We start from the raw sequence: 24,060 nt of genomic DNA, 5'->3' as shown, positions 1-24,060 counted from the left end.
GTGGATGCAAAGTTAATAAGTTTTAACGGGAGTTTTGGAGCTAAGAACATTCAAAACCAAGCCAAATTGAAATCCAAAAAGAATTGAAGCCAAAACCAAATGTGCGGGTTGTGTACCGAATGGGAAATCGATGTAGTACATGCTAATCCCCGTGAGTACTTCAAGACCTATCAAAGCTATAATCCAATTCACATAAAACAGGTTTACTTGCATTTTTCGGAAGAACCACCAGATGTATCCGTTTACAACAAATACCAAAATAGATAGTGAACGGTGAATATAAAACTGAATACTGGGATCCTGCAACCATAGATTTTTTGCATTTTCACCTACTAAATCAATTTGCTCATCCACAAACTGACGTACTTGGGTTCCCAAAACGATTTGTATCAATGTAAGGCACAATGCGCCAAACAAAAGTGCTTTTAGATTTGGGATTTGGGTAGATGTATTTTTGGTTTTGGTAATATGGACCAGATATATCAACAAGGCAACAATAACTAAGGCCATTACCATATGCAGTGTGATTTTTACAGGTTCCAGTACGGAGTAAACCACAGTTGCTCCCAACCAAGCTTGGAAACCCATTCCAAAAACGACAATCCAAGAAAATAGAACAACTCTCTTTTGGGTTTTCCAATATTTTAAAGAAAGTAGGGCCAAGAGAAATGTAGCCAACCCTGCCAAAGCTCCCAACAATCGATTGATGTATTCTATCCAAGTGTGCCACACATTAAAAAGAGCATAATCATGTTTGGTGTAAGCGCTCCAGTTTGCGATATCGAACGAAGTAGTTGACGTAAAATCCCTATTGGCTACCAACAATCCTTCGTCTTTAATGATTACCTGTCCTTTTTCAAATTCGCGGTCTGCACCCCATAGTAAAGTTTCTTCTTCTGTGGGTGGGATGTAGTATCCGAAGCATTTAGGCCAGTCTGGACAGCCCATGCCACTTCCGGTCATTCTAACGACAGCTCCAGCCACAATAACAAGATAGACGAGTACTAAGCTTATTTTTGCCAGTTTGCGAAATGAAATGCTCATTGCGTTACAGGTTTTAGTCCCAAGGATTCCCCTTTTTGAAGCATAAATTGAAACGCAGCTTCATGTTCATTGGGAATTTCTCCTTCAAGGATGGCCTCTTTAATGGCATCTTTGATGATTCCAATTTCTTTGGAAGGTTTCAAGTTAAAGGTTTCCATAATCTCTTCGCCGGTTACCGGGGGTTGAAAATTACGTATCTGATCCCGTTCTTCAACCTCTACGATTTTTTGGCGAACTAGTTTAAAGTTGTTCTTGTACCTTTTTTGTTTTCTAGGGTTTTTGGTAGTAATGTCCGCTTCACAAAGCGTCATTAGGTCATCTACATGGTCACCCGCATCAAAAACAAGACGTCGTACCGCTGAATCGGTAACACTGTCCTCAGCCAAAATGATAGGTCTTGAACTCATCATTACCATTTTCTGGACAAATTTCATTTTGTCATTCAATGGCATTCGTAACCTTTTGAAAAGCTTGTACACCATCTTGGAACCTACGAATTCATGTCCGTGGAAAGTCCATCCTACCTTTTTGCTGAATCGTTTTGTTGGGGCCTTTCCAATATCGTGTAAAAGAGCTGCCCAGCGTAGCCAAAGATTATCTGTGGTTTGCGCAATGTTATCCACAACCTCCAGGGTATGCCAGAAATTATCTTTGTGGCGTTGTCCTTCAATTTCTTCAATTCCTTGAAGGGCAATTAACTCAGGTAAAATCAAAGGTAAAAGACCAGTCTTGTCCATCAGTCTAAAACCAATTGACGGTTTTTCGCTGAGTAGTATTTTATGGAGCTCATCTACAATGCGCTCTTTGGAAACAATCTTGATACGATCCTTATTTTCAGAAATTGCCCCAAGCGATTTTGACTCAATCTCGAAGTTCAATTGTGATGCAAAGCGAATGGCACGCATCATGCGCAAAGGGTCATCCGAATAGGTGATATTGGGATTTAGTGGAGTCTGGATAATTTTATCTACCAAATCTTTTCTGCCATTAAAAGGGTCAAGCAACTCCCCAAAGTTTTTTTGGTTTAAGGATAGGGCAAGGGCATTTATGGTAAAATCTCTCCTATTTTGATCATCTTCTAGAGTGCCATCCTCAACGATGGGTTTCCTGCTATTGTGCTGGTAACTTTCTTTACGGGCTCCCACAAATTCCAACTCGAGGTCCTCAAACTTAATCATGGCGGTGCCAAAATTTTTGAAGATGGAAACTTGAGGTTTACCTTCAAGCTGTGAAGCTATATTTTGTGCCAAGGTAATTCCGCTACCTATGGTTACCACATCGATATCCTTAGGAGTATCTCGATTCAAAAAGTAATCCCTTACATATCCACCAATAACATAAGAGTCCATTCCCAGCTTTGCTGAGACTTCTCCAATAAGCTTGAATATAGGATGTTGTAGTGGTTTTTCGTGGAATTCTTGCGTCATTACTCCCTAATTACCTTAACCTGACCATCATTACTTAATTTAATGATGGAAGATGGAGGTGCATTCGTATTCTCCAAAGGCAAATTTACCACATAGTCCACTCCTTTTAAAATTTTTGGGCTTATGGATTGGAAATCTTTTGGGGTGGGCTCCCCAGAAATATTGGCGGAAGTCGAAACAATAGGCTTGCCAAATTTTTGAATCATTCGTTGACAAAAAACATCTGATGCAACCCGAATGGCTAAAGTATTATCATCTGCCACCAGATTTTTAGCTACCCCGATAGGCTCATCAAAGACGATAGTGGTAGGTTTTGTGGCAAAATCCATAATATCATAGGCCACATCCGGAACCTGTTTTACATGTCTTTCCAACATGGCTTGGTGAGCTACCAAACATACCAAAGCCTTACTGTCGTCCCTGTTTTTGAGCGAGTATATCTGTTTGACGGCCTCTTCATTGGTAGCATCACAACCTATGCCCCAAACAGTATCTGTTGGATAGAGTATGAGTTTTCCTGCCTTAAGGATTTCTATACACTGGTTAATTTCCTGTATCAAGTGTTTCTGAATTTATGATTTTGGACAGATTGAAAGCCTCTTCAAGCTTCAACCATTGTTCTGTGTTTTTATCCATTCCCAAATTTTCTTTTTTGAGGGCAACTTTTTGGGTGCCACCTATTGGTATAGGTTCCTTGGGGGTATTTTTAGCTTGGATGGATTGGGTACCTTGCAGCAAAGCCATAGCTTTGAACCATAAATCATCTGCTTTTGGGGCCAATTCCATGAATTTTTTCTCATCCAAAGTCAATTTTGACAAGGATTGTGGAGGATACAATATTCCCCACGCCCCAATGGGTGTCATGGCCCAAGTATTGATTTCTCCGTCAACAGGGTATTTCCATTTTTTAAAAGGGAGTGGTTTCCCCGTTGCGTCATGGTTGATATGTACGGTATGATTTCCAATAACCTGATTGGGGTTCAACAAATGCTCATTGTAAATCAAGGACAACCAGTTTTGCCGATACATTAAATCATCATCACACGTAACAATGGTATCATTGGGAAAGGCCTCAATGGAATGGATAAGCTTTCTGTGGGAACAGTTTAGATTCGAAAATCTGATTTCAAAAATATCTCCTTCTAATTTTGCCAGTTTACGGGGAAGCTTATCCTTAAGGTCATTATTTAGCCACAAAAGAATTTTCTTTGGCAGATGGTCCTGTTTCAGTAAACTTCTAATCACCAAATGAAGCGTCCCAAGACGCGAAGGAATAGAGGTAAGTGAAATTATAATAGGAATTTGGGGCTCCTTCCTCTTTTTTAAACGGGATGCCGGAACGCTTAAAAGCTGTAAGGTCTTGGCTATCGAAATGGGAAGCTCCTTGACTACTTTCATATTCTACTGCTACGCGATTTCGGTAATTTGTTTTTGTCCCTCTGGAATGGGGGGCAGTTTTAAATAGTCCCCTAAAATTCGATTATATTCTTCGGGCATAAATTCCAACCTGCCATCGGCGGGATAGAAAGTCATTTCTCCAAAAACAATTCTGTTACTAAGATTGTATAAATCTACTCGTACAAAAGGAAATTTATTGGCCAATTTTGTCGCTACTTCCACCATTTCGGCAAAATTTTCCGGTTGCTCCGTTTCTCCCTCAATAAAGGCAATGCTGTCATGTTTGATAGGGAGTTTGTTCCATTCCATATCATAATACGCACGGGAATGTTTAGTACCCCGGTCTATATCCACATGCAATAATTTGGGGACACCTTTAAAACAGAAAAATTTGTAATCGTTGATGTCTTCTTTACCAATTTCTTCCAAGTAGGTTTCAACAATCAAACGCGGTTTGGTATGCTTATAGGCCCATTCCAATCCACCACGCTTGTACTGGTTTTTGGAAAGCCATTTGTACATAAGATATCGTGCTTTTTTTTTGTTTAGCTTGTCCTTATCCTTTACCAAAAGATTAAAATGATAGCCATGGGTAGCTTTTAGCACAAACTTTTGAGGGAGATTATCAAAATTTATTTCAGATGGTTTTTCATAAACCCCTATGAGTTCGTTTAGATATTTTTCTCCAACGGTTTCCTTAACATATTCCCTTACCTCAAATTTATCCACCAGTTTACTCAAAATCATAGGGTGGTAGAATACCTTGAGCCATTGGATTTTGGCATTGAAATCTTTAGGATTGTCGAGGTCTAGTTTTTTTCCAGTATAGTATTCATAATACGCCTTCATAAAAGTTGGCGCGGGTAGAAACTTCATTTTTTTTATGAGTCCTAGCTGAATTTTTCTAAGCATCTCTGGAAAATTGGTCGATTGCAAAGATATACATTGAGACTTTTATATTTTTGCCAAGATGAATACGAAAGTACAGGATACACCTAAGATATCGATAGTAATAAGTACCTATAATGCTGAGGAATGGCTCAAAAAGGTATTATGGGGATTTAACTGTCAAACCTACAAAAGATTTGAGGTCATTGTTGCCGACGATGGTTCTGGACCAAAAACCAAAGAACTTCTTGAAACCGTGCAGAAAGAAGTGTTCTACAATATTGTCCATGTATGGCAAGAGGATGATGGGTTCCAAAAGTCCAGAATACTGAATAAGGCGGTCGAAGCCTGTAGCGCAGACTATATCATAATGACCGATGGTGATTGTATTCCACGGGAGGATTTTGTAGAAGTACATTACATTAACAAGGAAAAGGGATATTTCATTTCCGGAGGATATTATATGCTACCCATGAATATTTCTAAGATGATAACCTTGGAAGATATTGAAAAACAACGTTGTTTTGATATCGGTTGGTTAAAGGACAAGGGGATACCCAAGACTTTTAAGAATAATAAATTGACCGCTAGTGGTGTTATTTCAAAGTTTCTCAATACGTTTACTCCAACCAATGCCAGTTGGAATGGACATAATTCCTCAGGTTGGAAGAAAGATATTCTAAATGTGAATGGGTTTGATGAGAGAATGCAGTATGGTGGTCAGGATAGAGAACTGGGAGAAAGGTTGTTTAATTTTGGAATTAAGTCCAAACAACTAAGATACAGTGCAGTTTGTGTGCACTTAGATCATAAGAGAGGGTATAAAACTCCAGAATCAATTGCGAAAAACAAGGAAATAAGAAGGCAAACCAAAGTGGACAAATCGGTTTGGACCTATCATGGCATTACCAAATAGTAGGTAAGCTCATTTTTCTTTTCCAATCGTTTAAGTTCCTTAAATCTTTCCAGTACTCCAAGGGCATTCAAATACGATATGATAATCCCTTTTTTTCCATCTAAGAATCCAAGCCTGATGATGTAGTGGTAAAAGAATTTCCAGAAAGGTTTTACAACAATCAAAATATAATTGAACTGTTTTTCCTTATAAAAAGATTCTTTTGCTTTTAACTGACCGTACCTCAGCATCTTGCCCTTGTAGTCTTCGTAATCTTTGTAGCAATAATGAATTAATTTTTCATTGAGAATACATGAGCGACCATTTACCTCAAGGGTCTCATGGACAATCTTCTTGTCAGTATACTTTGCCTTACTTTTTCTGAAAAGCCTATGGTTTTTATCAGTCTGCCAACCACTAAACCGTAGAAGTTCGTTTTTGAACATAAATTTTCTATAAAACCAATAGGCCTCGCAAGCATTTGGTTTTTGAATAGTTTCTACAATTTCAGACCGTAGCGCGGGGGTAACCACCTCATCCGCATCCACAAAAAGAGTCCAATCGTGAGAAGATTGACTTAGTGCATACGATTTTTGTGCTGTAAAGTTTTCGAAGGGATGTTGAATGACTCGAACGTTTGGAAGTTCCCTTAAATATTCAAACGTACCATCCGTGCTGTAAGAATCTACAACAAGTATTTCATCTGCAAAAGAAATGGATTCTATACACCTTTCAATATATCCTATTTCATTGTAGGTGATAACGAGGGCTGAGAGTTTGGATTTGGCAGAATTCGCCATAATTTACTGGTATTCGCACTTAGTATTACAAAATTATAACAAAAAAATGGGCTAAAAATTGTTGGTGAGGTTATTTTCTTACAAAACAATTAAGAATGACAATCCCCTACTTTTTCGCAAAATTTTAACACTTTAGGTTGTTATCTCTTAGATAGGCAGAATGTCAGAAGGTTGCTTTCTTATAGCAAAACTTGAAAAAATAAAACGATTGAATGGCTATTGGGTCCTTACTTAATAAATTAATTGGGGCAAACTTAAACCGCTACATCATGCTCACGTAAAGCATTGTTGAGTGATGTTTTCTTATCTGTACTTTCTTTGCGCTTACCGATTATCAATGCGCAGGGAACCTGATAATCACCTGCCGGGAAAGACTTTGTATAACTTCCAGGAATAACAACGGAACGCGCAGGTACCCTACCTTTGAGCTCAACAGGTTTATCACCGGTAATATCAATTATTTTGGTAGATGCAGTAAGAACGACATTCGCTCCTAAAACTGCTTCTTTTTCTACTCGAACACCTTCAACCACGATACAACGGGAACCAATAAAGGCATTATCTTCTATAATTACAGGGGCCGCTTGAAGAGGTTCTAGTACTCCTCCAATACCTACGCCTCCACTTAAATGTACATTTTTACCAATCTGGGCACAGCTTCCAACGGTGGCCCATGTATCTACCATGGTGCCTTCATCCACATAGGCTCCAATATTGACATAACTGGGCATAAGAATGGTGCCTGAAGAAATATAGGCTCCATGTCGGGCTACCGCATGGGGAACAACACGAATTCCTTTTTCTTGATATCCCTTTTTTAAAGGAATCTTATCGTGGTATTCAAAGATTCCAGCTTCCAAAACTTCCATTTTTTGTATGGGAAAGTAGAGTACCACTGCCTTTTTGACCCATTCATTTATCTGCCAGCCATCATCATTAGGTTCAGCACAGCGCAATTGCCCTAAATCTATCAGGTTGATTACTTCGCGTATTGCGTTTTGGGTTTCAGAATTTTTCAAAAGTTCTCTGTTGTCCCAAGCGTTTTCTATCTGTGCTCTTAGTTCGGTCATATCAAAAATTTTGGCAAATATAAAGGGGCCGAAGAGAATATTGCCGTCCATTTTAAACTCGTAACATTTTTAGGGTTATTTTTGGCAAAATTTTATGGTTTGGCTCGAATCTTGGCCCTTGACTTTGGAAAAGTTCGTACCGGTATTGCAGTTACAGACGAATTACAATTGATTGCCTCTGGACTTACAACCGTTGAAACGAAAAAGCTAATGTCTTTTTTGGAGGAATATACCAAAGCGCAAAAGGTGGACTGTTTTGTAGTGGGACTTCCAAAGCAAATGGATAACACCCCATCAGAGTCTGAAGTGTTCATTCAATCTTTTTTGGCTAAACTGGGGGAGCAATTTCCTCACATTCCGGTTGAGCGGCAAGACGAAAGATTCACTTCCAAAATGGCATTCCAGTCTATGTTGGATAGCGGAGTCAAAAAAAGCAAGAGAAAGGATAAGGGGTTGGTGGACGAGATTAGTGCGACCCTGATTCTCCAAGCCTATTTAGAGAGAAAGAGATAAGATGATTTTACCAATTGTAGCATATGGAGACCCCGTTCTTCGTAAAAAAGCGAAAGAAATAAATGCGGAATATCCCAAACTGGGTGAGCTAGTCAGCAATATGTGGGACACCATGTACAATGCCCACGGAGTGGGTCTAGCGGCTCCGCAAATTGGTTTGCCCATTCGTTTATTTCTTGTTGATACCACTCCGTTTTCTGATGATGAGGACCTATCTCCAGAAGAGCAAAAGGCATTGAATGGATTCAAAAAGGTATTTATAAACGCCAAAATTGAGCAGGAGGAAGGCGAGGAATGGGATTTTAATGAAGGATGCCTCAGCATTCCGGAGGTAAGGGAAGATGTAAAAAGAAAACCTACTATTACCATAACCTATCAGGATGAGGATTTCAAAACATATACAGAAACCTATGATGGTTTACTAGCTAGGGTTATCCAGCATGAGTATGACCATATTGAAGGTATTCTTTTCACGGATAAACTCTCATCACTAAAAAAACGTCTACTAAAAAGTAGATTGGATAAAATTTCGAAAGGAAAAATCAACGCAGACTACAAAATGCGTTTTCCAAATCTTAAAAAAGGCAGATAGGTAATTTTCGTACTTAAGAAAAGCATATTTTTGCGCGCATAAAATAAGATTACATGGCTTTGGACAAAATTTTATCCATTGGGGGAAAACCCGGTTTGTACAAACTACTTACCCAAACTAGAACTGGATTTGTTGGGGAATCCTTATTGGATGGAAAGCGGATAAGTGTGGGTATGCGTAACAATGTAAGCGTACTCTCCGAAATTGCCATATATACCTTGGAGGAAGAAGTACCGCTACGCGAAGTTTTTCAAAAGATAAAGGAAAAAGAAGAAGGCAAAAAGACCTCTATCAGTCACAAAGCGGAAAAAATCCAGTTGGAAGAATACTTTTTTGAGGTATTACCAAATTACGATGAAGACCGTGTCTATGCCAGTGATATCAAAAAGATTGTTCAATGGTATAACATTCTACTTGAGAATGGAATTACCGACTTCGCTGAAGAAAAAAATTCAGAAGAAGAATAAGGTCTCTTACCAGTCTACCTTGGGAGAACGATAATAGTTGACCTTTTTCTTTTCAAGAAAGGCCTTTTGCTTTGCTAGCCGTATTCTATATTCTTCCCAATCCAGCTTTTCCGATTGACTCCAACCCAGTTCTGCATAACCAATGATTCTTGGGAATGCCAAGTACTCCATTTCGGAGGAGTTGCTTATGGTTTCTGACCATAAAGGTGCTTCGATACCTAAAATACTTTCCAACGGAAGGTTTGGGATGAAGGTTGAAGGATTCCAAATGTAGGCAGAATCCACAGTGATATGGCCCGCCCAATCCAATCCATGTTTCGAAAGCGAATCATATTTCATGTCCAGATAGGCCTTCTTTGCAGGAGAAAGAATGACCTTGTTCCCATTTTTTGCTGCCTTTATAGCATTTTCTGTTGTTCTCCAGTGCTGTGCTATGGATTGTGAGCTAATATTGGCTTCGGAAATTTCATCCCAACCTATCATGGTTTTGCCCTGTTTTTGGACAATCGCTTCCACACGTTCCACAAAATACTTGTAGTTTTTTTTCTTAGTGGCAAAACTCTCATCACCTCCAATATGGATATATGGACCTGGATTAATAGCTGCTATTTCTCGAATTACATCCTCCAAAAATGCATAAACTGTATCCTTACGCGTATTAAACGAACTGAATCCTACGCGTGTTCCTGTATATGCTTTTAAAGGTTTTCCAGTCCCGTCTAAAAAAGGATAGCTTAAACTGGCCGCATTGGTATGTCCGGGCATGTCAATTTCAGGAACTAGGGTGATAAAATGCTCAGTGGCATAGTCTACAATTTCTTGATAATCGGATTGGGTATAAAAACCTCCAGTACCTCCACCTACTTCTGTTTTTCCACCAATTTCAGTGAGTTTTGGCCAGGATTTTACTTCAATTCGCCAACCTTGGTCGTCGGTTAGGTGCAAATGCAGTACGTTCAGTTTGTAATACGAAATCAGGTCAATGTACCTTTTCACCTCTTCCACTGAAAAAAAATGGCGAGCCACATCCAGCATGGTTCCACGATATTGGAACTTAGGCCTATCCACGATTTTACCAGAAGGGATAACCCATAATGGAGAATCCACTAGAGTGTCGTTGCTTTTTTCCGGTATAGTCTGTAACAAAGTCTGAATGCCTCTAAATGCTGCTTCGGGAGTTTGGGCTTGAATTAGAATGGAGTCATGCTTGATTTCCAGCATGTAAGACTCTGGGGTTGATAGGACAGTGTCTGTCGATTTTACTATGTAAATTGCATTGTTAGGTGCGTTCTCATCTTCAATTTTGATAGAAGTATTCGAAGGGATGGAGAGTTCGGTTCCAAATTGGATTTTTTTAGATAAATAGTTGCCCAACTTCGAATATTCCTCGTCATCTTTTGGAGTGTGGATAACTGTATTCTTGCCCAACCCAAAAGCATCATAGGTTGCCGAAACACTCAGTGGTTTCGGTATCAATGCTGATTTAGATAGGTCGGTCTCCGGAAATACAATTTTTACTTTCTTTTTCTCACATCCTGCGAAAAACGCCAATAGGGTGATGGATAAAATTAAAGCAGAAATGGGTTTCATTTCCCTAAGGTAACAAAATCCTTTAGGGCCTCTTCCCAAAGGTCGTATCCTTTTGAATTCATATGCAAGCCATCTTCTATGAACAGGTCCTTTTTCAATTTCCTTCTGTTCAACATGACGGACCATACATCCACATAGGAAATTCTATTTCTTTCTGATGCCAAAGCTTCAAGTTTTTTGTTTAGGCGTCGATATCTTGACCTAAATTTCCATCGCGATATGCTTGGCTTTGCTGAGATCAGCACAATTTCCATATCTGGTCTTTTTTGTTGGAGCGTGTCCAAAACACTTCTGAAAGTTTCAATAATTTTTTTCGGCCTCTTTTTGGCGAAAATGTCGTTGTCCCCTTCATAAATGAACACTTTACTTGGATTGTAATCAAGGATGAGCTCATTTAAGAAATTGGCCAGGTCAGACGTTTGGGAACCACCAAACCCTGTATTCAACACCTGATTCTCAGGAAAACGCGCTTGCAAATCTTTCCATAGCCTAACACTGGAACTTCCAGTAAACAGAATGGAAGGTTTTGATTGGTCCCAAATGGTATCCATTCGTTGCTGTATTTCCTTTACTTCTGAAGAAAAAGGGAGAGAACTTTGTCCATAGAAGATTCCGTTGACAATTAACAGCGCTATGAGCAGGGGAAAAATGGAAGGGAATGGTTTCAAAATATTATAGTTTTTCAAAATTTTGACGAAGTCCTTCTTGGGAGTTTGTTCCTATCATCACCTCAAACTCTCCCGGTTCTACAACATATTCATAGTTGTGATTGTAAAACCCAAGTTCTGCATCAGTCAAAACAAATTCTACCTTTTTGGATTCTCCAGATTGCAGACTGATCTTTTGAAAACCTTTTAACTCTTTTACAGGACGGGTCACACTGGCCACTTTGTCCCGAATATAGAGTTGTACCACTTCTTCACCTACCATGTCACCTGCGTTCTTGACTGTTGCACTTACTTTAATAGCAGTTTGGTCGGAAGAGTCCAATTCCATATCAGAATACTCAAATTGGGTATAGCTTAGACCGTATCCGAATGGGTATAGTGGGGAGTTCTGCTCATCACTATAATGCGTCCAAAAGACATTAGGTTCGGGATTAGGTCTTCCTGTACTGAAATGATTATAGTAAATGGGAATCTGTCCAACACTTCTTGGAAAGGTCATGGGGAGTTTTCCGCTAGGGTTGTAATCTCCAAAGAGCACTTTAGAGATGGCATTCCCGGTTTCTGTGCCCAATTGCCATGTTTCCAAAATAGCGGGAATGTGCTCAGTTTCCCACTCAATGGCAAGCGGACGACCATTCATCAAGATAAGAACCACATTTTGGTTTACTTCATATACCGCTTTGAGTAAGTCCAATTGAAGTCCTGGCAAGTCTAGATTCGTTCTACTTCTCGCTTCACCACTTTGGAAGCCGTGCTCACCCAGTACCATAAGGACTATATCCGATTCCTTGGCCAAAGCAACGGCCTCTTCCATACCAGAAGTGTCTGTCTCGTTCACCTGAACTTCATGCAAGAAATTAGCATCCTTGTTAAATACCCGTGGTCCTGGCGCATACTTTACATTTTCAGTATAGCTTTTCAAACCTTCCAAAAAAGAAACTGCTGTATTATCGTCGGAACCAATTCGCCAACTCCCTAAAGGACTGTTTTTATCATCAGCTAATTCACCAATAACCACAATATTCGCTTGGTCCTTGGCTAATGGAAGTAGATTGTTGTCATTTTTAAGTAACACAATAGACTTCATTGCCATTTCCAAGACCTCGGCCTTGTGGTCTTCATGATAAAGTTCTTCATTTTCGCGCTCAGGGCTGCAATATTTATAGGGGTCTTCAAAAAGACCCAATTCAAACTTAACCTTCAATATTCTACGGACCGCATCATCCAGCAGGGCTTCGTCCACTTTTCCTTCTTGCACATTTTGGACCAAATGTGAAACGTAAGAAGAGGACTCCATATCCATATCCGAACCAGCTTTAACACCTAGTTCTGCTGTGTGCTTTAAATCCTTAGCAAATCCGTGGGGAACCATTTCAGCTATGGATGCCCAATCTGAAATAACAAAACCTTCAAATCCCCATTTTCCTTTGAGAACTTCTCTTTGAAGAAAAGCATCACCGGTTACCGGAACACCATTAAGAATATTGAAACCGTTCATGACCGTTTTTACCCCTGAATCCACTGCAGCTTTGAATGTAGGTAAAACGGTATTGAATAGGGTAGAAGTGCCAATATCGACCGTATTGTACTCTTTTCCTGCTTCAGCAAATCCATAAGCGGCAAAATGCTTTGCACAGGCGGCTATGGTGTTCGGTTGGGAAAGGTCATCCCCCTGAAAACCTTTTACCCGTGCTTTCGCAATCTGAGCGCCAAGATAGGTGTCTTCGCCACCACCTTCCATGACACGGCCCCATCTCGGGTCTCTGGAAATATCCACCATGGGAGCAAATGTCCAGTGGAGTCCAACCGCTGAAGCTTCTTCAGCAGCGATTCTAGCCGACTTTTGAATGGCTTCCATATCCCAACTTGCCGCTTCGGCCAGGGGAATGGGCGCCAGAGTCTTATAACCATGGATTACATCATATCCAAAGAGAAGGGGGATTCCTAATCGTGATTCTTCGACAATAAGCTCTTGCAGTTTTCTTGTGTTTTCGGTTCCCGTAACGTTTAACATGGAACCTACCCAGCCCTTTTTTAAGTGCTCATATTTTATAGCTGCATTTCCACCTTGTGGTGCGGGTCCTGTAGCATCCCAAAAACCATTGTATTGATTCATCTGGCCTACCTTTTCTTCCAAGGTCATCTTTTCCAGTAGGGTTTCTATCTTTTGGTCTAGTGTTTTTTCTTGGGCCATAAGCTCCGAATTTGAAAACCACAAAGAAATTGAAAAAATAAGAATGTAAACAAGAAAGTGCTTCATATTGTCAGCTTGTGTTGAAAAGTAGTTGATAGCGTAACAAAATAACTTAAAAATATAGTATTTGCTGGGTTTTAGTCTTTGTATTTTTAACCAAAATTAAATCGCTTATGCATTCCCGAAAAAACCAGTTGGAAGCTCTTGATAGGTTATTAACTATTATGGATGAACTTAGAGCGCAGTGCCCTTGGGATAAAAAGCAAACGATGCAATCCTTAAGGCATTTAACCATTGAAGAGACCTATGAGCTTGGTGATGCCATACTGGATAACAATTTGGATGAAGTCAAAAAAGAACTTGGTGACTTATTGCTGCATATCATCTTCTACGCTAAAATTGGCTCAGAAACCAAGGATTTTGATATTGCCGATGTGGCCCATGGCATCAGTGAAAAGTTGATAAATAGACATCCACATATCTATGGAGACATTACGGTCGAAAATGAGGATCAGGTAAAACAGAACTGGGAAAACATAAAACTAAAGGAAGGCAAAAAAAGTGTTTTGGAAGGGGTTCCCAACAGTTTGCCCGCTTTGGTTAAAGCTAACCGGATACAAGAGAAAGTAGCTGGAGTAGGATTTGATTGGGAAGAACCGACCCAGGTGTTTGAAAAAGTACAAGAAGAACTATCGGAGCTTCAAGAAGAGGTAAAGAATCAAAATCCAGACCGATTGGAAGCTGAATTCGGCGATGTACTTTTTTCAATGATTAACTATGCCCGATTCTTAAATGTGAATCCAGAAAACGCTTTGGAACGCACCAACAAAAAATTTATCAAACGCTTTCAATACTTGGAAGCAAAAGCAAAAGCGTCTGGAAAAGCTTTAAAGGACATGACCCTAGCCGAAATGGATGTGTTTTGGGAACAGGCCAAAAGCTTGTAATTTCTTGTGTATAAAAACTAAAAACCGCTCCTCTATTTGCATGGGAATCGAACTATATTTGGTTCCCATTTAATTTTTCAACTTGCTCAACCAGTATACCAAAGAATTCCAATATAATTTACGGCTAGCCTATCCAGTAATCTTGGGTATGTTGGGTCACACTTTTGTGGCCTTTGCAGATAATATTATGGTCGGGCAATTGGGGACTGCTGAATTGGCTGCGGTTTCTTTGGGCAATAGTTTTGTTTTTATTGCAATGTCATTAGGCATAGGTTTTTCCACTGCGATTACTCCCTTGGTGGCCGAAGCAGACGGAGCTAAAAATAGCGCAGGTGGAAAAAGCGCTTTAAAACATGGTCTGGTACTCTGCACATTTTTGGGGATTTCCTTGTTTGCTATCATTTTGCTTTGCAAACCCCTACTACATCATATGAAACAACCGCCAGAGGTTGTTGAGTTAGCCATTCCGTATCTCGATTTGGTAGCATTTTCTCTGGTTCCATTAATTATGTTCCAAGCCTTCAAACAGTTTTCGGAAGGTCTTTCGCAGACGAAATACCCCATGTATGCCACCATTTTGGCCAATGTGATTAATGTAATGATCAACTATCTGTTGATTTTCGGGTCCTTTGGTTTTCCGAAATTGGGAATAGTTGGGGCAGCGATAGGTACTTTGGTCTCACGTTTCATTATGGTGGGGTATATCTATTTTTTATTGAGAAGAAAAGATAAATACCAACCCTATGTTACCAACTTCAATTTTAGGAATATTGAACGAGCGGTTATCAATAAGATAATTGGTCTTGGTTTTCCTTCCGCACTGCAAATGTTCTTTGAGGTGGCCATCTTTACCGCGGCGATTTGGTTGAGTGGGGTTCTTGGAAAAAATGCACAAGCAGCCAACCAAATTGCCCTGAACCTGAGTAGTATGACTTTTATGGTTGGGATGGGCCTTGGTGTTGCAGCTATGGTTCGGGTAGGAAATCAAAAGGGCTTGCAGAATTTCAAAGACCTAAAACGGATAGGGGAGTCCATATTTGTGTTGACCTTGCTATTGGAAATCGTTTTTGCAACACTCTTTCTTTTGGGTCGTGATTGGTTACCGACGCTATACTTGGATGTTGACGAAGCCATAAACTTGGCAGATAATACAGAGGTAATTGCAATAGCTGCCAAATTGCTCTTGATTGCAGCCTTTTTCCAAATATCAGATGGAATCCAAGTGGTGGTTTTGGGTGCCCTACGTGGTATTCAAGATGTGAAAATACCAACACTTATTACCTTCATTGCGTATTGGCTTATCGGCTTTCCGGTCTCCTATTATTTCGGCCTGTTTACGGAGTACAAAAGTTCTGGGATATGGATGGGACTCTTGTTAGGACTAACGGCTTCGGCGGTAATGTTGTATATTCGATTCAATTATCTGACAAACAAGTTAATTGCACAAAAAACAAACTCCTAATTACATTATTCCTTAACCGATAGAAACCGAACCAATGGATATACCCAAGTTTCTTCTAGCTGACAACACAGACCATCCTTCATCAGTATTTATTGTACACACGGAATTCCCACGATTTATCATCAATCTTGAAAATGATGAGGTGGAGTGGTTCGAGGAATTTTCAAAAGAGGATGAAGAAGACTTGGCCAATGAAACCGAAACTCTGATTGAAGCGGCAACAGCTTTTTATGATAGGGAAGTATCCCGATACGAAGACTAAGAAGTATGATTGATACGTTGGTTCAATGGGATAAAGAACTCTTCCTTTTCCTCAACGGACTGGGAACTGAAACATGGGATGGATTTTGGCTTTTTATCACCAATAAATTGAGTTCCATTCCACTGTATGCCCTGTTGCTGTTCTTTACTTATCGCTTCCTTGGTTTAAAACGAACTCTAATCGTCTTGGTTTTTGTGGGTCTACTAATAACAGCTACGGACCAGTTGGCCAATTTTTTCAAATATGGTGTGGCTCGTCTTCGACCATGTCACGATGAGGAGATAAATATGTTGGCAAGATTGGTAAAAAAATCGTGTGGCGGGAAGTTCGGTTATTTCTCTGCACATGCGAGCAATAGCATGGCGCTAGCTTCTTTTTTTGCTGTAATGCTGAGGCCAAGCATCAAAAGAATTGGACTCTTTCTTTTTGTATGGGCTTCGTTAGTGGCGTATAGTCGAATTTATATTGGTGTGCACTTCCCCTTGGATGTAATTACAGGCAGTTTTATAGGTATACTTTTTGGCTGGTTATTTGCCAAGTTATCTATATTTGCATTCCAAAAATTGGGGACATGATTTCTTCAGTAAGATACTGGTTTTTAGTGGCTCTTGTTATTGTCGTCTACATAGCCGGTATGTTTGTCACCCTTTTCGAAAACGACTCTGCCCAGTTCGCTGTCATGGCTATGCGAATGGTTCAGGAAAATGATTTCATCAACCTTATTAAAGGTACCCAAGAGTATTTGGATAAGCCTCATATGCATTATTGGCTGGCAGCTCTTTCATTCAAGATTTTTGGTATTCATGATTGGGCTTATCGGATTCCAGCTATTTTAATAACCCTATTGGGGGCATACAGTTGTTATGGCTTGGGAAAATTGTTTTATAACAATGATATCGGGAAATTTTCTGCCCTAATCTTTATGACCGCCCAGACCATTGTACTTTCCAATATTGATGTTAGGACCGATGCGGTATTAACCGGATTCACCATCTTTTCCATCTGGCAATTGATACGTTATGTTGAAAAAGGAAGTCTATGGGCCTTACTTTTGGGGGCTTTTGGAGCAGGAATGGCCTTTTCAACCAAAGGTCAGATTGCTCTGGTGGTCATAGGTGTATCGTTGCTTTGCCATTTGATATATACTCGAAAATGGAAAAGCCTACTAAGTTGGAAATTAATTCCAGCTCTTTTGGTTTTTGGAATGACGATTTCACCCATGCTGTATGCTTATTATCATCAGTTCGATTTGCATCCAGAAAAAATTATCAGGGGAAAGTCCAATAGAAGCGGTATTTTTTTCATTTTCTGGGAACAGAGTTTTGAAAGATTGAGCGGTCAGGGACATGGAAAGAACAGTAGTGATTTCTTCTTCTTTTTTCACACCTTCCTTTGGGTTTTTCTTCCTTGGACAGTTCTAGCTTTGATTGCCTATTGGTGCAGGGTAAAGACATTTATAAAAATGCGATTTAAATATTTGCCCCAGTATGAGTTTGTGACTGTGGGGGGCATTACCATTTTGTTCTTTGTTATCAGCTTTGCCCAATTCAAGCTGCCGCATTATATGAATATTTTGATACCTCTATATTCGATTTTATCGGCTTCGTATCTACATAGTCTTTACAAGTTTTCCAAGAAGATTTCCATTAAGGTGATTTTGGGAATACAGTACTTTGTACTAAGCTTGGTTTTCATATTTGCCCTTTTGGTGTGCTTTCACTTCTTCAAGTTCGATAAGATTTACAATTATGTCATCTTGATAGTCCTCTTGGCAGTTATTACGTACTTCTGTCTAAAACGAGAAGCCTATTATATGCGGATTATTACCCTTTCGGTGTATAGTTCGTTACTGCTGAATGGGGTTATGAACACGCACTTTTATCCTGAACTGTTACAATATCAAGGGGGGTCCACAATGGCCAAAAGAATTGAGACTCAGGATATACCAGTGGATAGGGTCTATAAGATTTCTGATAGATTTACTTGGGCACTTGATTTTTATAATAAAAAGCCGGTTCAAATCGTATCCATTGATGAACTAAAGACCATGCATGAGGTTTGGGTCTATGCTAACGATAAAGAACTGGAGCTTTTGGAGAACAAAGGGTTTCATTGGCACGAGAAAATTTCGGTTGACCAATTTAGAATCACACGATTACAACTCAAATTTTTAAACCCTCACACACGACCAAAGGTCTTAAATCAAATGCATCTGGTTTATCTGGATTAGTGATTTACCACTTCAAGTTTTGGTTTTTTGAAATGGTACAGAATACCCGCAAACGAAATTAGGGCAGTCATCAGAAAGAAAACAAAGCTCACCCCAACGGAAATTTCTTCATTCAATCCTAGCCATGTGGCACCATATAAAAAGGTAATCTCCCTACTACCAATCCCACCGATGGTCAAAGGAATCACGGAAACAATCGATGAAATAAGAAAAACCAAGAGATACTCGGTTTGTTGAAGCTCTACATTAAAGGATTCCAAAATAAAAAACACACAGATTAGCTGCGAAAACTGAACTATCGCAGAATATCCTAACGATTTCCAAAAAATGGGTAGCGCATATTCAAAAAAACGTTGGTTCATCCACCAGAAAACCAAAACGCTAAGGGGAATTGCTACATAAAAAAAGATATTAAATTGACGAAACAACTCGTGGTTCAAAACAATTGCTAGAACACAGATATATATGAAAATCAAAAGCATCCCGCTTAAGCGGTCGAGTAGTAGGACCGATACCACCCGTTTTGTGCCAGACTTGAACTCTTTTTGAATTACATACCCTTTATAGGCATCGCCACCAATCCCTCCGGGTAAGAAGAGATTGTAAAACATGCCCAAGAAGTAGAGTTTAAGATTGCTCTTTTGGGTGATTTTCACTCCGATTTGGTGGAAATATAGATTAAGACGAAAAGCTGCAATTATTTTTGAAACCAAAACAAGGAAAGTTCCAACAACCAGATAAAATGGATTCCCGGTCTTCAGGGTTTCCAGTACATCCTTAAAATTGATTTTGGTAAAAATAAAGTAGATAAGTACCCCGCTGATTACAATCTTTAAAAGGGTAAGCAATCTTTTACGCAGCTTCTCTGGCACCAATGCTGATTTTTTTGACCCGATAGGGCCTCTTTTGTTGTGATTCGTAATACGTTCTAATCAGCAGTTCCATTACAATACCAATGGTGAATAGCTGAATTCCACCTAAAATGAACATCATTCCAAAAATTAGTAAAGGTCTGTTTCCTATATCTTCTCCAAAACCTAACTTAACAATTAGAAGATAGATATTGATGAAAACCCCAAGAATAATAAGTAATACGCCAAAAATGCCGAACAGGTGAATGGGACGCTGGAAGTATTTGCGTATAAAAAGCAAAAGCATCATATCGGCCACTACTTTAAAGACCCTTTCCAAACCATACTTGGAAACCCCTGCGTGTCTCGCATGATGTTTTACCGGAACTTGTTTGATTTGCCCCCCCTCCAAATGGGCCAAAAGGGTAATGAACCGGTGCATTTCGCCATACAAATTCAATCCCTTGGCAATATCTTTGGTAAATACCTTAAGGGCGCAACCATTATCCTTAATATCCAATTTGGTGACTCTACGCACCATAAAATTGGCAATCTTGGAAGGTATTTTCTTGACCAAGGAGTCTTTCCTTTTTTGTCGGATACCCGTAACCACATCGTACTCATCTGTTACTGCATAGTTGAGCATTGAAGGAATATCCGACGGGTCATTTTGCAAATCCCCATCCATGGTGATAATATATTCTCCCTTGGCATAGTCAATACCTGCGGCAAGCGCTAGACTTTGGCCATAATTTTTCTTGAGTTCTATGAGATGAACTTGCCCATCATTCATTTCCTTGACAACTTTTCTAGTATTATCAGTCGAAAAGTCATCTACATAGACAATCTCATAAGTATACCCCTGCAAGCTTTCATGTATTTTTTCAGTGAGAAGGGCCACATTATCCTGCTCGTTGTATAAAGGGACCACAATGGAAAGAAGGGAGTCAGTAACCGTGTTCATTTGCCTGGTCTAATTGTGGCAAATGTAGTGCTTTTATTTAAGTTGATTGTTGATGATTTTGAGCACCTCCCGGGCTGCTTTGAAGGGAGAAACCGTGTTTTTCTCCACGGCTTCCAACATGCCTTTTCTAGCTTTTTTGTAAGCTTCGTTTTGTTGCAAGATTTGGGTTAATTGTTGATTCAATGACTGCAAAAACCAATTTTTGTTTTGGAGGTTTCGATTGCGCTGAAAATGTCCATTTTCCTTGGTAATCTCCAAATACGCTTCGATGGTATTCCAAATTTCAAGTATCCCTAGGTTTTCTGTAGCCGAACAAGCCATTACTTTGGGCGTCCAATCGTTTTCTTTTGGCGGATATAAATGGAGGGCTCTTGAGAACTCGGTTTGGGCTAATTTGGCACGTTCCTTATTTTTTCCGTCCGCTTTATTGATGGCAATGGCATCTGCCATTTCCATGATACCCCTTTTGATACCTTGCAACTCATCCCCAGCTCCAGATAGCTTCAGTAAAAGGAAAAAATCAACCATACTGTGCACAACGGTTTCACTTTGACCCACTCCAACAGTTTCAACCAGAATGACGTCATAGCCTGCCGCTTCACAAAGAATAATGGTCTCTCGGGTTTTTTGGGCAACGCCTCCTAAAGATTCCCCAGCTGGCGAAGGTCGTATAAAGGCTTTGGAATCTTTTGAAAGCTCTTCCATTCGGGTTTTATCTCCCAAAATGCTTCCTTTGGACAATGAACTTGATGGGTCCACAGCCAAAACAGCCACTTTTTTTCCCAGACTGGTCAAGGTTTTTCCAAATACCTCTATGAACGTACTTTTTCCTACGCCTGGCACTCCTGTAATCCCAATGCGGACACTATTTGAAGCATGAGGAAGGCACTTTTCAATAATTTCATCGGCTAGGGCAAGATGTTCCAATTTTGAGCTCTCTAACAGGGTTATCGCTTTTCCCAGCGCTGCTTTATCCGCCTTCAAAATTCCCTTGACCAGATTTTGTGGGTCCACAGCTTCCTTTCTCAATGCACGAATCTTAGATGCGGTATGTGTTGGAATGTTCTTGTTTGTATCCAAAGGAGTTCGATAATGTAGTTACTAAGGTAAAAAGTTTTGTGTAGAGCTGATAGTGTTAAAATTCAATTAAAAAATAGGCATTTTGCCACGCCTTCTTTTTTTTATCGTCCTTAACTTGAACAACACCAAAAACCAACATCGAAACTGACCATGTTTCAAATTGAACTGGTAGAACAATGTAAGGCCAACAATAGAAAGGCCCAAATGCAACTGTACAAGCAGTACTGTGATGGTATGTTTTGTGTAGCCATGCGTTTTCTGAAAAATTCAGATGACGCGGAAGACGTGCTACAGGAATCTTTCATCAAGGCGTTTCAGCGGATAGACCAGTTTAAGGGAGAAGTGACTTTCGGCGCTTGGTTGAAAAAAATAGTTGTGCATGGAAGTATTGATTTCTTGAAATCCAAAAAGCAACAGATGGTGGAGTTGCATGAGGGATATCTTCACATTTCGGATGATGGGGATTGGAATGTTGAAAGTGAAGTGGATATAGATGACGTGAAAAAAGCGATAGAACTGCTAAGTGAAAAATACAGATATGTAGTACAGCTGTTTTTGATGGAAGGATATGATCATAGTGAAATCTCTGAAATACTCAATATTTCGGAAACAGCTTCTAGAACTCGTTTGTTACGAGGAAAAGCGCAACTAAAGGAAATGCTAAAAGATATGGCGTATGGCACAGGATCTTAGAAAATTATTTGAAAAGGAACGCAACGAAAGGAAATTTCCCATGAAATCGGGTCATGAAGCTCGTTTTATGGACAAATTAGAAAGGGAATTACCTACAGCGAAGAAAAGGAATCATCCGTTCTGGTTTTCTGTGGCGGCCTCAGTTGTAGTACTACTTGGTTTTGGCATCTACTTTCTTTCGCAAACCGGAAGAATTCAAGATGACCCTAACACTAATGTGGTAGATGTGAATACGGAGCAGGAAAATGTAATTCCTATATCTCTGGGTGACCTTTCACCTGATTTGAAGAAGGTTGAGGATTATTATGTGGCCAATATCAACTTGCAGCTTTCTGAATTGGAGTTTAATGATGACAATAAGGCCTTGGTTGATGGTTACATGGAACAATTGGCTGAGTTGGATAGGGAATACAATCGATTGAATGCGGAACTCAATGAATTGGGCCCCAACGATGATACCATTAATGCTCTTATAAATAATTTACAATTACGCCTGCAGCTACTGCAAAAACTAAAAACTAAGTTGAATCAATTAAAATCATCAAAAAATGAACAGGAATCGTCTTATAGTATTTAGCCTATGTGCTTTTTTGGTACACGGACTGTACCTTCATGGGCAAGATACCCGATCAAAAACCTATAAAGAAACCTTTACGGTCAATCCGGATGCCGTGTTGGACATCAACACCAGTCATGCAGATATTGAATTTGAAACGTGGAACAAGAATCAAGTTGAAATAACTGCGGTGGTTGAATTGGAAGGGGCCACAAAAGAAGAAGCGGACGAATACTTCAAAAAAGATATTGTACAAATCCTAGGCAATAGTAAAGAAATTGAAGTTACCACCAAAGGAAGAAGCTGGAGTGTCATTTCTGGAGATAGGGACTGGGATTTCGATTACAATTTCAATGTAGAAGTATTACCTGATGTTTCTTTTGTTGAACCTTTATTTGAGAGTCTCCGAATACCCGATTTACCGAAAGTTTTGGTAATTCCTGAGCTACCGCCAATGCCACCAATTCCCCAAATTAATTTTGACTATGATGCCTACCGGGAAAAGGGGGATAAATACCTTGAAGAATGGAAAAAAGATTTTGATAAGAATTTTGATGAAGAATATAAGGACCGGTATCGGGAATGGAGTGAAAAAGTGAAGGAATTGGCGGAGGAGCGCGAGGAGCAGAGAGCCCAACTACGAGAGCAGCGGGATGCGTTAAGAGAGCAAGCGCGAACTATTCGTGATGAAGCCAGGGCAAAGCGTGATGAACTACGGAAGGAACGAAACAGAGAAAGGGATAAAATACGGTCTGAAGTGATTAGATTGCGAAACAGCGATGACTCGAATATATTTTATCTTTCTACCAATGGGAAGAGCAAAAAGTATAAGGTCAAAAAGAGCATCAAAATCAAAATGCCTAAATCGGTTAAATTGAAGATGAATGTAAGGCATGGTGAAGTAAAATTGGCCGCAAATACCAAAAACCTAAAAGCAAGCTTGTCGTACGCAAGCTTGCTTGCTTCCACAATTGACGGGGACCGAACAGATATTCAGGTTTCATATTCTCCAGTTGTAGTGCAAAAATGGAATTACGGTCAACTTAGGACCAATTATTCAGATAATGTGGATTTAAAGGAGGTAAAGGAGCTCTCGTTAAACTCGGTTTCTTCCAAAGTAATTATAGGCCATGTGGTGGATAAGGCCCTAGTGAAAAGCAATCTGGGAAAATTGTATGTGAATTCCGTCGCTGACGACTTTAATAATATCGATATTTCGGTGGACAATGGGGAGGTGGATTTTAAAATGCCTTCTGTTCCGTTTAGTATTTACGTCAACGAAACTACTTCTGATATCAAGTATCCAAAAGTATTGGAAATTGGCAAATCGAAAAATTACAATACCAACATATATAAAGGATATTACATTCAGGATAATCGAAATAAATCTATTAATATCAATTCCAAATACAGTGAGGTTGTTTTGAAACAATAACCTGATTAGACTCTATTGTCCCGAAACAACCTCT

The 24,060-nt window shown here is 39.7% G+C and carries 25 protein-coding genes; 12 read left to right on the top strand and 13 right to left on the bottom strand.

What is annotated here, in order from left to right; all coding sequences use genetic code 11:
* Positions 1–12: 12 nt before the first annotated feature.
* The 5 genes from ACSLUF_RS11815 to ACSLUF_RS11795 are packed head-to-tail and all read right to left on the bottom strand — an operon-like array spanning position 13 to position 4,781.
* Positions 13–1,044 (bottom strand): COX15/CtaA family protein, encoded by a 1,032-nt coding sequence (locus ACSLUF_RS11815; protein ID WP_435622990.1) that lies wholly within the window; start codon positions 1,042–1,044, stop codon positions 13–15.
* Positions 1,041–2,471: a CCA tRNA nucleotidyltransferase gene (locus ACSLUF_RS11810; protein ID WP_435622989.1), complete on the bottom strand. Its 1,431-nt coding sequence runs from the start codon at positions 2,469–2,471 to the stop codon at positions 1,041–1,043. The genes ACSLUF_RS11815 and ACSLUF_RS11810 overlap by 4 nt, the downstream gene beginning before the upstream one ends.
* Positions 2,471–3,031, bottom strand: coding sequence for an L-threonylcarbamoyladenylate synthase (locus ACSLUF_RS11805; protein ID WP_435622988.1), 561 nt, complete (start codon positions 3,029–3,031; stop codon positions 2,471–2,473). Before ACSLUF_RS11805 ends, ACSLUF_RS11810 begins: the two co-directional genes overlap by 1 nt.
* Positions 3,015–3,869, bottom strand: a complete 855-nt coding sequence (locus ACSLUF_RS11800) for a glycosyltransferase (protein WP_435622987.1) — start codon at positions 3,867–3,869, stop codon at positions 3,015–3,017. The genes ACSLUF_RS11805 and ACSLUF_RS11800 overlap by 17 nt, the downstream gene beginning before the upstream one ends.
* 9 nt (positions 3,870–3,878) lie before the next feature.
* The gene (locus ACSLUF_RS11795; RefSeq protein ID WP_435622986.1) at positions 3,879–4,781 is read right to left on the bottom strand and encodes an ATP-grasp fold amidoligase family protein; all 903 of its coding nucleotides are present in this window, start codon (positions 4,779–4,781) and stop codon (positions 3,879–3,881) included.
* A 58-nt stretch (positions 4,782–4,839) separates the two neighbouring features.
* Here ACSLUF_RS11795 and ACSLUF_RS11790 point away from each other — a divergent pair, with 58 nt between their 5' ends.
* Positions 4,840–5,673 carry a glycosyltransferase family 2 protein gene (locus tag ACSLUF_RS11790; RefSeq protein ID WP_435622985.1) on the top strand — a complete coding sequence of 278 codons (834 nt, stop codon included), beginning with the start codon at positions 4,840–4,842 and terminating at the stop codon, positions 5,671–5,673.
* Here ACSLUF_RS11790 and ACSLUF_RS11785 read toward each other — a convergent pair.
* Together ACSLUF_RS11785 and ACSLUF_RS11780 are read right to left on the bottom strand one after the other, a co-directional pair.
* The gene (locus tag ACSLUF_RS11785) at positions 5,655–6,452 is read right to left on the bottom strand and encodes a glycosyltransferase family 2 protein (protein ID WP_435622984.1); all 798 of its coding nucleotides are present in this window, start codon (positions 6,450–6,452) and stop codon (positions 5,655–5,657) included. The genes ACSLUF_RS11790 and ACSLUF_RS11785 overlap by 19 nt on opposite strands.
* A 254-nt stretch (positions 6,453–6,706) precedes the next feature.
* Positions 6,707–7,522, bottom strand: a complete 816-nt coding sequence (locus ACSLUF_RS11780) for a 2,3,4,5-tetrahydropyridine-2,6-dicarboxylate N-succinyltransferase (protein ID WP_435622983.1) — start codon at positions 7,520–7,522, stop codon at positions 6,707–6,709.
* Positions 7,523–7,621: 99 nt separating this feature from the next.
* Between ACSLUF_RS11780 and ruvX the strand changes: the two genes are divergently transcribed.
* From ruvX to ACSLUF_RS11765, 3 genes are read left to right on the top strand one after another with little or no spacing between them, the layout of a single operon-like run.
* Positions 7,622–8,035, top strand: a complete 414-nt coding sequence (ruvX, locus tag ACSLUF_RS11775) for a Holliday junction resolvase RuvX (RefSeq protein WP_435622982.1) — start codon at positions 7,622–7,624, stop codon at positions 8,033–8,035.
* 1 nt (position 8,036) lies between these two features.
* The gene (gene def / locus ACSLUF_RS11770) at positions 8,037–8,627 is read left to right on the top strand and encodes a peptide deformylase (protein ID WP_435622981.1); all 591 of its coding nucleotides are present in this window, start codon (positions 8,037–8,039) and stop codon (positions 8,625–8,627) included.
* Between the two features lie 53 nt (positions 8,628–8,680).
* Positions 8,681–9,094, top strand: a complete 414-nt coding sequence (locus tag ACSLUF_RS11765) for a DUF5606 family protein (RefSeq protein WP_435622980.1) — start codon at positions 8,681–8,683, stop codon at positions 9,092–9,094.
* A gap of 6 nt (positions 9,095–9,100) precedes the next feature.
* Here the strand turns inward: ACSLUF_RS11765 and ACSLUF_RS11760 are convergent, their stop codons facing one another.
* From ACSLUF_RS11760 to bglX, 3 genes are read right to left on the bottom strand one after another with little or no spacing between them, the layout of a single operon-like run.
* A complete protein-coding gene (locus tag ACSLUF_RS11760) occupies positions 9,101–10,684 on the bottom strand; it encodes a family 20 glycosylhydrolase (RefSeq protein ID WP_435622979.1) in 1,584 nt (527 codons plus the stop codon).
* Complete coding sequence (locus ACSLUF_RS11755) at positions 10,681–11,370, bottom strand: GDSL-type esterase/lipase family protein (protein ID WP_435622978.1); 690 nt, start codon at positions 11,368–11,370, stop codon at positions 10,681–10,683. Before ACSLUF_RS11755 ends, ACSLUF_RS11760 begins: the two co-directional genes overlap by 4 nt.
* Positions 11,357–13,546, bottom strand: a complete 2,190-nt coding sequence (gene bglX, locus ACSLUF_RS11750; protein ID WP_435622977.1) for a beta-glucosidase BglX — start codon at positions 13,544–13,546, stop codon at positions 11,357–11,359. The genes ACSLUF_RS11755 and bglX overlap by 14 nt, the downstream gene beginning before the upstream one ends.
* A gap of 173 nt (positions 13,547–13,719) precedes the next feature.
* On the opposite strand from bglX, the gene mazG reads away from it, so the two are divergent.
* The 5 genes from mazG (at position 13,720) to ACSLUF_RS11725 (ending at position 18,447) form a co-directional block, all read left to right on the top strand.
* Positions 13,720–14,493, top strand: coding sequence for a nucleoside triphosphate pyrophosphohydrolase (gene mazG, locus ACSLUF_RS11745; protein WP_435622976.1), 774 nt, complete (start codon positions 13,720–13,722; stop codon positions 14,491–14,493).
* 82 nt (positions 14,494–14,575) lie between these two features.
* Complete coding sequence (locus ACSLUF_RS11740) at positions 14,576–15,955, top strand: MATE family efflux transporter (protein WP_435622975.1); 1,380 nt, start codon at positions 14,576–14,578, stop codon at positions 15,953–15,955.
* A gap of 34 nt (positions 15,956–15,989) precedes the next feature.
* On the top strand, positions 15,990–16,217 hold the full coding sequence (locus ACSLUF_RS11735; protein WP_435622974.1) for a hypothetical protein: 228 nt from the start codon (positions 15,990–15,992) through the stop codon (positions 16,215–16,217).
* Between the two features lie 5 nt (positions 16,218–16,222).
* The gene (locus ACSLUF_RS11730; protein WP_435622973.1) at positions 16,223–16,792 is read left to right on the top strand and encodes a phosphatase PAP2 family protein; all 570 of its coding nucleotides are present in this window, start codon (positions 16,223–16,225) and stop codon (positions 16,790–16,792) included.
* Positions 16,789–18,447, top strand: coding sequence for an ArnT family glycosyltransferase (locus ACSLUF_RS11725; RefSeq protein ID WP_435622972.1), 1,659 nt, complete (start codon positions 16,789–16,791; stop codon positions 18,445–18,447). The genes ACSLUF_RS11730 and ACSLUF_RS11725 overlap by 4 nt, the downstream gene beginning before the upstream one ends.
* Here the strand turns inward: ACSLUF_RS11725 and ACSLUF_RS11720 are convergent.
* Genes ACSLUF_RS11720 through meaB form a run of 3 tightly spaced genes read right to left on the bottom strand, consistent with a single transcriptional unit; the run spans position 18,444 to position 21,342 of the window.
* The gene (locus ACSLUF_RS11720) at positions 18,444–19,319 is read right to left on the bottom strand and encodes a lysylphosphatidylglycerol synthase transmembrane domain-containing protein (RefSeq protein WP_435622971.1); all 876 of its coding nucleotides are present in this window, start codon (positions 19,317–19,319) and stop codon (positions 18,444–18,446) included. The genes ACSLUF_RS11725 and ACSLUF_RS11720 overlap by 4 nt on opposite strands.
* Positions 19,300–20,262, bottom strand: a complete 963-nt coding sequence (locus ACSLUF_RS11715; protein WP_435622970.1) for a glycosyltransferase family 2 protein — start codon at positions 20,260–20,262, stop codon at positions 19,300–19,302. Before ACSLUF_RS11715 ends, ACSLUF_RS11720 begins: the two co-directional genes overlap by 20 nt.
* Before the next feature lie 33 nt (positions 20,263–20,295).
* Complete coding sequence (gene meaB / locus ACSLUF_RS11710; protein WP_435622969.1) at positions 20,296–21,342, bottom strand: methylmalonyl Co-A mutase-associated GTPase MeaB; 1,047 nt, start codon at positions 21,340–21,342, stop codon at positions 20,296–20,298.
* Between the two features lie 150 nt (positions 21,343–21,492).
* Here meaB and ACSLUF_RS11705 point away from each other — a divergent pair, with 150 nt between their 5' ends.
* The 3 genes from ACSLUF_RS11705 to ACSLUF_RS11695 are packed head-to-tail and all read left to right on the top strand — an operon-like array spanning position 21,493 to position 24,026.
* Complete coding sequence (locus ACSLUF_RS11705; protein WP_435622968.1) at positions 21,493–22,035, top strand: RNA polymerase sigma factor; 543 nt, start codon at positions 21,493–21,495, stop codon at positions 22,033–22,035.
* The gene (locus ACSLUF_RS11700; protein ID WP_435622967.1) at positions 22,019–22,612 is read left to right on the top strand and encodes a hypothetical protein; all 594 of its coding nucleotides are present in this window, start codon (positions 22,019–22,021) and stop codon (positions 22,610–22,612) included. Before ACSLUF_RS11705 ends, ACSLUF_RS11700 begins: the two co-directional genes overlap by 17 nt.
* Positions 22,584–24,026: a hypothetical protein gene (locus ACSLUF_RS11695; RefSeq protein WP_435622966.1), complete on the top strand. Its 1,443-nt coding sequence runs from the start codon at positions 22,584–22,586 to the stop codon at positions 24,024–24,026. The genes ACSLUF_RS11700 and ACSLUF_RS11695 overlap by 29 nt, the downstream gene beginning before the upstream one ends.
* Positions 24,027–24,060: the final 34 nt, after the last annotated feature.

This window comes from Flagellimonas sp., from assembly GCF_965601775.1.
GTDB lineage: Bacteria > Bacteroidota > Bacteroidia > Flavobacteriales > Flavobacteriaceae > Flagellimonas.
Note: the sequence above shows the minus strand (reverse complement) of the source record. Positions and strands in the feature narration are given on the sequence as shown.